7 protein-coding genes are annotated in these 10,658 nt (G+C 40.5%); 4 read left to right on the top strand and 3 right to left on the bottom strand.

Annotation, left to right across the window (positions count from 1 at the left end):
• Nucleotides 1-64 precede the first annotated feature (64 nt).
• Complete coding sequence (locus ASE55_RS12770; RefSeq protein ID WP_056220225.1) at nucleotides 65-4,264, top strand: T9SS type B sorting domain-containing protein; 4,200 nt, start codon at nucleotides 65-67, stop codon at nucleotides 4,262-4,264.
• A 524-nt stretch (nucleotides 4,265-4,788) separates the two neighbouring features.
• Nucleotides 4,789-5,886, top strand: coding sequence for a peptide-methionine (R)-S-oxide reductase MsrB (gene msrB / locus ASE55_RS12765; RefSeq protein WP_056220233.1), 1,098 nt, complete (start codon nucleotides 4,789-4,791; stop codon nucleotides 5,884-5,886).
• 124 nt (nucleotides 5,887-6,010) lie between these two features.
• Here msrB and ASE55_RS12760 read toward each other — a convergent pair whose 3' ends face one another.
• From ASE55_RS12760 to ASE55_RS12750, 3 genes are all read right to left on the bottom strand, one after another.
• Nucleotides 6,011-6,499 carry a hypothetical protein gene (locus ASE55_RS12760; RefSeq protein WP_128414566.1) on the bottom strand — a complete coding sequence of 163 codons (489 nt, stop codon included), beginning with the start codon at nucleotides 6,497-6,499 and terminating at the stop codon, nucleotides 6,011-6,013.
• Nucleotides 6,500-6,775: 276 nt separating this feature from the next.
• Complete coding sequence (locus tag ASE55_RS12755; protein WP_056220220.1) at nucleotides 6,776-7,621, bottom strand: ABC transporter permease; 846 nt, start codon at nucleotides 7,619-7,621, stop codon at nucleotides 6,776-6,778.
• 2 nt (nucleotides 7,622-7,623) lie between these two features.
• Nucleotides 7,624-8,526 (bottom strand): ABC transporter ATP-binding protein, encoded by a 903-nt coding sequence (locus tag ASE55_RS12750; protein ID WP_056220217.1) that lies wholly within the window; start codon nucleotides 8,524-8,526, stop codon nucleotides 7,624-7,626.
• A gap of 245 nt (nucleotides 8,527-8,771) precedes the next feature.
• Between ASE55_RS12750 and ASE55_RS12745 the strand changes: the two genes are divergently transcribed.
• Both ASE55_RS12745 and ASE55_RS12740 read left to right on the top strand, forming a co-directional pair.
• Nucleotides 8,772-10,142: an AAA family ATPase gene (locus ASE55_RS12745; RefSeq protein WP_056220214.1), complete on the top strand. Its 1,371-nt coding sequence runs from the start codon at nucleotides 8,772-8,774 to the stop codon at nucleotides 10,140-10,142.
• 24 nt (nucleotides 10,143-10,166) lie between these two features.
• Nucleotides 10,167-10,658 (top strand): hypothetical protein, encoded by a 492-nt coding sequence (locus ASE55_RS12740; RefSeq protein WP_056220211.1) that lies wholly within the window; start codon nucleotides 10,167-10,169, stop codon nucleotides 10,656-10,658.

Raw genomic sequence — 10,658 nt, 5'->3', positions numbered from 1 at the left:
TATTTATATTTGAGAATTATACAATTAAAATTACTAAATTTATCAACAGATAGTGACTAATTTTATGGAGAAATTTTTACAATTTATAGGTATATTTATCGGGTTTTACGGCCTTTCCCAGACTCCTTTAGATATTAAAGTGAAAGATACAGCAGGAAACGAAAGTATTAATGTTACCTGTAACAACGGTTTAGATGCAAACGGATGTATTACCCTGCATGCTGAATATCCCGTGCTGAAACAGACCCTCAATTATGAGGTAACACAGGAAACCTACAACCCTCCCGTGGCGATGAATCAGGGAACTTCCCTGAATGCAAATTACGATGACCTTTTTGCTGTAAAGCTTGATCTGCCTTTTAAATTCTGTTTCTACAACCAGTATTTTGAAGCGCTTGTCGTAGGGTCAAACGGAATGGTTACTTTTGATCTTAGCCAGCTAGGGAATATCAATTACCCGAATATCCAGTGGCCGAACCCAAGTGCCAATCTTCCGAAAAACTCTATCTTCGGAGTATATCATGATCTGGTTTTTTCTTCAGCGGATTCTTCGGAAATTTATTATTCAACCGTCGGAACGGCACCTTACCGGAAATTTGTGATCAGTTTTTATGACGGAAGAGTAGCGGGATGTACAGACCGCTCTTCCTCGCAGATTGTACTGCATGAAACCACAAATGTTATCGACGTTTTTGTGGATAAAAAACTCACACCGTGCCCGACCAGAAAGTTTGAAAATGCACTGATCGGAGTAATCAACAGCAACGGAACACAGGGCGTTTCTCCTGCCAATAGAAATACAGGCGTATGGCAGGCTTTACAGGAGGGATGGAGATTCAACCCGGTTGGAAATGTAATCCAGCCGCAGGTGACCTGGACGAATTCTGCAGGACAGACTGTCGCTGCCGGGATCCAGACTACGGTATGCCCAACCCAGAATGAGGTGTATACGGCCAATGTGAAATTCAATATCTGCGGAAACAGCGATCTGACATTCACGGATGATTTTCCGGTGACTTTTGATCCTACCTATCCGGCAGCAAAAAATTATACGCAGAATTTCTGTGGCAATGCAGCGGTAAACCTTACGCTGAACAGTTTTCAAGCTAATCTGACGACCCAGAATCCGGCTAATTTTACCTTCAGTTTTCATATCAGCCTGCAGGATGCACAGAACAATGTCAATCCATTACCGAATAATTTTACGCTAACAGCGAATGCCGTGCTGTATGCGAGAATCCAGAATCCCAGTGTTCCTGCATGTTACCGGGTGGCAGTACTGACTTTAAATCTTCTGAGTAAAAGTCTGCTTAAAAATACCGTAGAATTATGTGATACCAATAATGACGGTGTAGAACAGAATTATAATCTGAATCTCCTGAATACAGAGCTTTTTGCACCGGGAACGGCCGGGATTTCCTATTATGCAAGCCAGTCCAATGCACAGAATAATGTCAATGCCATTACTGCTGCCAATATTACCACGGGAACACAGCTTTGGGTAAGGCTTCAGGAGGCGAACTGTACCTATATTTTAGGACCTGTACAGTTCCAGTTCAGGCCGGGGGTGAATATGAATTCACCGATCACTTTTACGTATTCCATTTGTGACATCAATGCAGATAACCAGGAACCGTTTGATTATCCTTTAACCATAGGTCCGCTTATTTCCTCGCAGCCGGGAGCTGTTTTTGCGGCTTACAATACCTATGATGAAGCATTTTCCGGCTTAGGTTCCGGTTTAAATACTATTAAAGAAGGAATTTATACCATTTATGTCAGGGTTCAGATTCCGAACGGCTGTTTTGCTGTAGCAATCGTGAATATGAATGTGACGTTCAATAAAATTCTGGCCAATGAAAAAAACGAGTACATCTGTTTTAACGGGACAGACGATATCAGCATTAATTTAAATACGCTTTCCGCCGGAATGCTGGTTGCTCCGGCTACCGTTCCGGTTACAGAATTTTATGCCACTTATCCGGCTGCCGGCTTGGGTTTAAGCCCCATCAGCCCGAACCAGACGATCACAACCAACGGTAATTTTGTGACCCAGACTTATTTTGTACGGTTTGAAATTGCAGATGACTGTTATACGATCCGTCCGATTACCGTTAATCTGGTACATCCGGTAGCCGTTCAGAATAATTTTACGGTTTGTGATTTTAATAATGACAATTCCGAGAACGTAACGCTGTCTCAGTTTTCATCATCTATTGCAGGAAACCAGAATGCCGGCATAACGTATTACCTGACATCCGCGGATGCGGCAAACGGAAGTAACCCGGTAACCACCATAATTTTAACCGGAACGCAGCAGATTTTCGTAAAGATCAATTCTTACAACTGTCAGCAGGTTTATCCGGTTACGCTGGGTTTAACCTCAACGCCGGCAGTAAATTCCCCGGTGACAATTACGCTGAACAATATCTGCGACAATAACAATGACAATACTGAAATATATAACCTGACCCAGGCGCAGCCTCAGATTTACACAGGTTCAAATGTAAGTTTTACGTATTATCTTAATTACAATGCGGCTACCCATACTTTTTCTGATCAGATTACGGACCCTACCCAGTTTGTGGTTTCAGCAGGAAGTGCCACCGTGTATGTAAGGGTTAAATTTAACAACAGCGAATGTTTTTCCGCAGCACAGCTCAACATCCAGATGACGTTTTTGCCGCCGGTGGTTCTGAACAGCGCTACGCTCAGTACCTGTGATGAAGATTTTAATTTAAGTGAAACTTTTCAGCTGAATAATGCGGTTTCCCAACTGTTTATAGCTTCCCAGAATACCTATCCGCTGTCAAATATGACGGTTTCATACTACAATACGGCAGCAGAAGCCAATGCAGGGAACCCGGCCAATCAGATCGGGACCACGGTGACGACAAATATTTCTTCTGTTCAGGTATGGGCAAGGTTCCAGTCGAATACAACGGGATGTTACTCGGTAGCACCCATCCAGCTGAATACCTATTTCCCGCCGAAGGCCATCAATTCCACCATTACGGTATGCGATGAAAACCTGGACGGAAGCTATGAGGTGAACCTTTTGAATTTTACCAATCTCATGGTGGATATCCCGAATCCTGCCAATACATTTACCTTCTATCTGTCTCAGCAGGATGCCCAGAACGGAGTTAATCCTATTGCCAATCCGGCGAATTTTACAGCCAATCCGTTTCCGGCTCAGATTTGGGTGAAAGTCCAGAATATTCCGGGCTGTGATGACATTGCCGAGGTCAGTTTCATATTGGGAAATAAAGTGACACTGCAGAATGGCGGGCCTTTGCAGCTTGCGGTATGTGATACGGCAAATGACGGAATTGAAATCGTGAATTTAACCCAGTTCCAGACCCAGATCTATTCCGGGACCAATGCCACATTCACCTATTATCCGTCTTTGGCAGATCTGAATGCAGGAACCAATGCGATTGCTGCCCCTTCAAATTTTACGTATAATCAAACCACAGGCTCAAACACCGTGTATGTGAAAATAAGTGTTCCCGGCTTATGTCCGAATGTAGCGGAAATTAAGTTATCACTGAAGCCGACGCCTGTATTCGATATCCCGACGCTGTATTTCTGTCCGGAAGGTTCACTGGATTATACGGTAAATATCGAAGGCTACACGATTACAAATTATGTCTGGACCAATCCTTCAGGGCAGGTGGTTTCCACAACCGATACGATTACCGGAATTACGGCTGTCGGGACTTACACGCTTACGGTAACCGCAAGCAACGGATGTTCTTATACGGATACTTTCGAGATCAAGCATTATGATGTTCCTGTCATCAAGAACCTTGAATTTAACGGGAATAATGCTGTGGTGCACGCAACCGGTCTACAGACGATCCTGTATTCTATCGACGGTATTACCTGGCAGGCAACCAATACATTCTATAATCTGCCGACGGGAATTACCACGTTCTATGTGAAATATGCAGACAGTGACTGTATTGTAAAGCAGCAGGGCGTTGTATTGGATATTAAAAATGCCATTACCCCGAACGGAGACGGCATGAATGACCACTGGATTGTGAAGAACCTTCATGTTTTCGGCGGGAAGATGTCCAATGTTAAAATATTCGACCGTTACCAGATGGTTGTTTTTGAACAGAGCTCGGGTACACAGTTTTTCTGGGACGGAACCATGAAAGGCAGGGCAATCCCGACTTCAAGTTACTGGTACGTGATCACCCTTCCGGACGGAAGATCATTTACAGGCTGGATATTGGTTAAAAACAATAATTAATACCGGAAATTTTCACCTCACAGGTTTCAATCCTGTGAGGTTTTTATTTTCAGTCTCACAGATGCACAATTCAAACATATATTTTTCAAAAATTGAATTAGTCAGCATTTGCAATTTGATACTGCCGGGTTTCCAAGCCGTTGATCAGTTTTGAATTTATCTTTTAAAAGAACCTTGTAAAATTCTTTTAAGACTCAGTTCTGAAATTGATAAAAAGCTATTCCCGAAGATTTATGATTTTGAATCTGATGAATTTAAAAAATCAGTGGAAAATTATTTTTTCAGATAAACTCAGGCAGGTTCTTAATTCCATTAAAAAAAGGATTATGTAAAACCGTTTTCCTTTGTTTTCCGTATATATTATTAAGCACGACCGTAATGGGTAACCTATCGTTATGATAGATAGCATCATTGTAAAGTTCTTAACATTCAGGGCAAATCTGCATCTAATAAATGCTGAGGACAGACAACGGGATTACTGTTATCCTTTAAGATTATAAATGAAAATGAATAAAAAAATAAAAATGAAGAACATATTGGTATTTTTCGGAGTTATTCTGGGAATAGCTGTTTTTGCCGCAGGTTGCGGAGATTCAAAAAGAATGAAGACAGCTGAAAATACAAGAGAAAATGAGAACGTTATGGACAATAAAAATGTGAAGGAAATTTATTTTGCAGGAGGATGTTTCTGGGGAACTGAACACTTTTTCCAGCAGGTTCGCGGGGTAACGGGAACCGAGGTGGGATATGCCAATGGAAATACCAAAAACCCGACTTATGAAGAGGTGGTAAGCCATACAACAGGTTTTGCGGAAACGGTAAAAGTAAAATATGATCCCGAACAGGTTGATGTAAAACTGCTGATCGATCTGTATTTTAAGACAATTGACCCTACCAGCATCGACAAGCAGGGAAATGACAGGGGAAACCAGTACAGGACAGGGATTTATACTACGGATAAAGAAACCCAGGCGATTGTTAAGTCGGAAGTTGAAAAATTAGCCAGGAATTACAGTAAGCCGGTTGTTGTGGAAACGGTTGCTTTAAAAAATTTCTACAAAGCGGAAGATTATCACCAGGATTACCTGGATAAAAATCCGGGTGGATACTGCCATATTGAACCGGGACTTTTTGAAATGGCAAGAAATGCGAACCCGCTTCCGAAAAAGGAAACAACATACCAGAAGCCGGATAAAAAGGTTTTAAAAGATAAACTGACTTCAGAACAGTATAATGTAACCCAGGAAAACGGTACTGAGATGCCTTTTAAAAATGAATACTGGGATGAAACCCGTGAAGGGATCTATGTGGATATTACCACGGGAGAACCGTTATTTATTTCTACAGACAAGTTTGAATCCGGCTGCGGATGGCCAAGCTTTTCCAAGCCGATTACCAAAAAACTGGTGGAAGAAAAATTAGACAAGACTGCCGGAATGACGAGGGTTGAGGTAAGAAGCAAAACCGGGGATGCCCATTTGGGACACGTTTTTAATGACGGGCCGGAAGAGAAAGGCGGACTCAGATACTGCATCAACAGTGCTTCGCTGAAGTTTGTCCCGAAAGCAGAAATGAAAGCAAAAGGATATGGAGAATATATTGCTCTGTTGGATAAAAAATAATATTATAGTGTTTAAGTGAAAGTGTGAGTGATTGCAGGACTGCCTTAGGGGCAGTCTTTTTTATAACTACTGTTGATCATTCAGTACGGGAAAATGTGGTAGAATGAAGGTTTTTTATTTCAGATTATTGCAGCTGAAATCTTTCTTTAATTAACATGGAGATATTTAAAAATAAAAGGAATCCGAAAATGACATAATAAGATTGCTTTGGAATGTGATTAATAAAAGCTTCTGGTTTAAATAAATTTAAAGATGCTTTTTCTTTATAATATTCGCCTTCTATAACTCTACCGCAGACAGTATCAGGGGTTGTTTTTTCATTCGGATTTTTACACATATGAACAGCAAAAAAATGATGGGTTTTTTCCGCATCAACTCCATAAGTTTCCTGATTTGCCAACTTCATGGCATCAATTAAAGCAATAAAATCCTGATAATTATTTTTATCCCCGATCACAAATTCAATTCCTGTTTCTTTTTCATTTCTTGCCTGAAGCTTTTTTAATTCAGAAACATAATATTGCTGATTTCGCAGAGCACTATTGGGTTGAACAATAATCTTTTTGTAATTCCAGTTTCTAAATGGTTCAAAGCTGGCAATGGAGTTTTTCATTCCTTTTCTGATTTTTGCATAAATTCCTAAATCTATCACTGTATATGGCGTATGAACCCTTGACTTCCATAATACCAGAATAAAACAGGGATCAGCAAAGCTCTGATCAGTCCCGCAACATCAAATATTTTTCTCATGGATATTGTTTTCATAAAAATACTGAAAAATTCAATCCGTTCATTTTTCTGCACAAAAAAAGCGATCCGGAAACCGGACCACTTTCAAAAACAATCTTCGATATGAAGGTAATATTTAATTCTTAATTTTTATTCAAAACTACCAGTCTCTTTTTCTTAAAATCCAGTATGATCCGAAGATAAAGATTGCACACCATACCAGACACGCGATCATGCTTTCCGTAGGGTAGTGGAATTCATATTTCATGCCCATCATCTTGGCCATATTCAGCCTCATCAACGGATTGGGGATCAGGCTTGACATACTTTCCAGCGGTAAAATATGGGTAATAAAAAAGTCATTCTGCAGCACATCATTTCTCTGAGGGCCCTGCATTCCTTTCACTTTGGTAAATACTTCCACCGCCGTTAAAATCCCTTCAACAATCCAGAACACGAACAGCGCAAGAAAAACAAATACCGATTTTCTCAGGAGAATGGAAAGGAACATCAGGAAGCAGAAAAACGTAAACAGTTTTACAAAATAATTTCCGATGAAGAAAATTTCACTGAAAACCGTTTCGGAGTCGGTTGTTTTGGAATATTGGTATCCCAGAAACATGGTGATCGCAAATACCACTACCGTAGAAACAATGGTGAAAATAGCGATGGTCAGCAGTTTGGAGCTGATGAATTCTTTTCTGCTCAGTCCGTCAATCGTATTCTGCTTGAACATCCGGTTGCTGAATTCCTGACAAATGGAAAAAACAATGATCAGCCCCAGGAATATTTTTAACAGCGCAACAATCCAGGTCGTGAAATTCCATATCTCCGGGAAATTATAAATGCCCTGTTCTTTCAGGTTGATGGTTCCCCCGAAAAGGTCAAAATCCACCAGTCCGATGAAAAGCAGTGCAATAAGAATCGCAAAGTAAAGCGCTGTAAAAATCTTGAATGGCCTGTAATTCAGATTTTTATAGTATTCCAGTTTTAATAGTTTCGTCATGATTATTTTGTGTTTTTTACAAGTTCAAGGAATTGGGATTCTAAGGACATTTTTTTCTTGGTTAAATGGGACAGGAAGATCCCTTTTTCAGCCAGTTTCTGATTCAGGTTGGAAGCTGAAATAGAAGCATCATCACGGATCTGGGCTTTCAGGATATCGCCGTCCTGTTTTACGGCCGTAAACCACTGAAGCTCTTCCAGTGCACTCATCAATAAGACATTATTATCTGCTTTTAATTCAAAGAAACCATTGTTGGCCGTCATTTCATCAACACGGCCGCAATAAAGGGAATTTCCTTCTTTCAGAACAATCACATGGCTGCATATTTTTTCAATTTCATCCAGCAGGTGGCTCGCAATGATAATCGTAATGCCCTGTTTTGCAATATTGCTGATGATCTCACGGATCTGGATGATCCCTTCCGGATCAAGCCCGTTTGTAGGTTCGTCCAGAATCATCACTTCGGGGTTATTAAGCATGGCAGAAGCAATCGCAAGACGCTGTTTCATTCCCAGGGAAAAAGTTTTGAAAGCATCTTTTTTACGCTCCAGTAAACCTACGGTCTGCAGAACTTCATCAATCCTATGCTGAGGGGTTTCCTTGATTTCCGCTACAATTTTAAGGTTGGTTTCCGCGCTCAGGTAAGGGTAGAAATTCGGCTGTTCAATAATGGCCCCGATTTTTTTCAAAGTATCAGGATCCGTTCCTTTTTTCCCGAACCAGTACCATTCGCCGCTTGTAGGGTTAATGGTAGAAAGCAGCATGCCGAACGTGGTGGATTTCCCGCTTCCGTTCGGACCCAGGAGTCCGTAAACATTGCCCCGCTCCACATCAAAAGAGATGTTGTTGACTACGGTTCTCTTGAATTTTTTAGTCAGATTCTTGACAGATAAAATTTTTTCCATGTAATTTGTTTTACCCTATAATAGTCTCTGCGGGTGGTGAATTGTTACAAAACTGACTGATAATACTTTTCAGAACATTATGTGTTTTTGAATATGAATGTTTTTAAGCCAGCTCCATTGTCTGTAATTTTAAGCCTTGAAAACCATATCCATAAGGTGCCCGTCTAAATTTATTGTATCCGGACAGCAGAAACCTTCTTCAGATTTCTCAAAAATCATTATATTTATAATATTAACAGGTTATTATGAAATTGATTAAACTGGCTGAAGAACTTCATGTTTCCGCCGAAGCTATAAAACAGTTTATCCAGGATTTTGATCTTGAGCTGGGTGAATGCATCAGTACAAATTTTGAAGTAAAAAAAGATTTTGAAAAATTCGCCCGCGAAAACATAGATTTTTTAAGGCGTTATGAAAAAGATCTCGGTAAAGAAAAAACAGCCGGACAGATTGCGGATAAGATCAACCAGCCGAAAGAGAAAGTTGAAGAAGCCATTAAGGAAACAGCCCCGAATATTTTTGATAACGGGTTTTTCAAATCCTCGGTTTCAAGCTATGGAATTGATAACAAGCTGGGCGGGAATTATCAGTTTGTCTACAATTATTTCGGGCATACCACCAGCCTGCACAAAAGGGATTTTATCGGGTACCGGGATTTGTTTTTCTACATTTCCGGTGTTCTGGAACCCTTTATCAATCCGCAGCAGATCAGGGATTGGGGAATCAACAGGCCGGCAGGGATCATTTTGTACGGGCCTCCGGGAAGCGGAAAGATTTTCTGGGCGAAGAAGATCGCGGAAATCATCGGTTATCAGTTTAAGGAGGTGAAAAAACATTACCTGGGAACCTCTTTCGTAGACGGAAACCAAACAGATTTTAATGATTTTCTGGTGAACATGATGGAAGAAGACAAAGTATTGCTGTTTCTTACGGATTTCGATGAGATTATGATGGCCAGAAAAGCTGATAAAAACATCGCTTCATGCAACCTGGAAACCCAGGAAGTCATCCTGCATTATATTTCAAAATTTGAACAGGAAGATGTCCTGATGGTAGGTTCCGCCACTTCTGTCTCAGATATTGATGAAGAAATAATGGCGCCCGGAAGATTTGATGTCATGATTCCCGTATTCCCTCCCAATCTTGCGGAGCGTTCTGAGATTATCCTGTATGCAATGACCAAAAACCTGGAGAAAGATTCCCTGTTATATAAAATTTTAAAAAACAACAAAGCGGACCACATCCCTTTCTGGCATGATGTGTCATCCAAAATGAAAGTATTCAGCAACACCATGCTGATTGATTTTACACAAAGCCTTAAAAAACGCATCAAGCATCAGTATTATAAAACCAGGAACGAAAGCCTGAAGATTGATCAGCCTCTTCTGGACGCCGCCCTGAGAGATGCCGCCGGAAAACTGACAAGTGAATACCTGGACCAGATTGCCGTTTTCTTAAGAAATGCAGCCGCCCATAATGCAGACCAGTTCCAATACAGGATGCACAGCCTTAAAACCGAGCTGGATTCCTATAAAGCCGTAGAAGAACCGAGAAGGGGCATCGGGTTCCATCATAATGACGAAGAAGACAAAAATACAGGAGCAAAAAAGGTTTAGTATGATTAGTGCGCCTGTATATTTATGAAATTTATACCCTTTGAACACCTGATCTATATAACAGATCTGTCTGAGCAGGAAATATTCACAAGGCTTTCCGAACGCGTTGAAACAAAGAAGTTTCGAATAATCCGTACGCATTCCATAAAGCAATATAAAGGACATGTTCGTAATGATAATACATTTGAGATCAGCAGGATTTTAAAATACAGAAATTCCTTTCAGCCCGAAATTGAAGGAAAATTTCAACAGAGCAACAATACGGTGCGGATTGAAGTTAAGATGGGGCTTAATCTTTTTGTGATTTTATTTACAATATTCTGGTGCTCCATGGCATTTCTTTTTTTTATTGTCCAGATTTCTTCTAATGCAGAATGGTCTTTTGAAACATTCCTTCCTTTATTCATGTTGTTTTTTGGCTATCTGATGGTATTGGTGGGTTTTAAAGTAGAAAGCGGAAGATCAAAAAAAGATCTCAGTAAAATTTTTGAAGCAGAAGGTATGATTGACCAATAA

The sequence above is a fragment of the Chryseobacterium sp. Leaf201 genome, assembly GCF_001421435.1.
GTDB lineage: Bacteria > Bacteroidota > Bacteroidia > Flavobacteriales > Weeksellaceae > Chryseobacterium.
Note: the sequence above shows the minus strand (reverse complement) of the source record. Positions and strands in the feature narration are given on the sequence as shown.

Bases quoted from the DNA above. Each gene is read 5' to 3' on its own strand.
- msrB (WP_056220233.1), top strand. From the start codon at position 4,789: ATGAAGAACATATTGGTATTTTTCGGAGTTATTCTGGGAATAGCTGTT.
- ASE55_RS12770 (WP_056220225.1), top strand. From the start codon at position 65: ATGGAGAAATTTTTACAATTTATAGGTATATTTATCGGGTTTTACGGC.
- ASE55_RS12740 (WP_056220211.1), top strand. From the start codon at position 10,167: ATGAAATTTATACCCTTTGAACACCTGATCTATATAACAGATCTGTCT.
- ASE55_RS12755 (WP_056220220.1), bottom strand. From the start codon at position 7,621: ATGACGAAACTATTAAAACTGGAATACTATAAAAATCTGAATTACAGG.
- ASE55_RS12750 (WP_056220217.1), bottom strand. From the start codon at position 8,526: ATGGAAAAAATTTTATCTGTCAAGAATCTGACTAAAAAATTCAAGAGA.
- ASE55_RS12745 (WP_056220214.1), top strand. From the start codon at position 8,772: ATGAAATTGATTAAACTGGCTGAAGAACTTCATGTTTCCGCCGAAGCT.
- ASE55_RS12760 (WP_128414566.1), bottom strand. From the start codon at position 6,499: ATGAAAAACTCCATTGCCAGCTTTGAACCATTTAGAAACTGGAATTAC.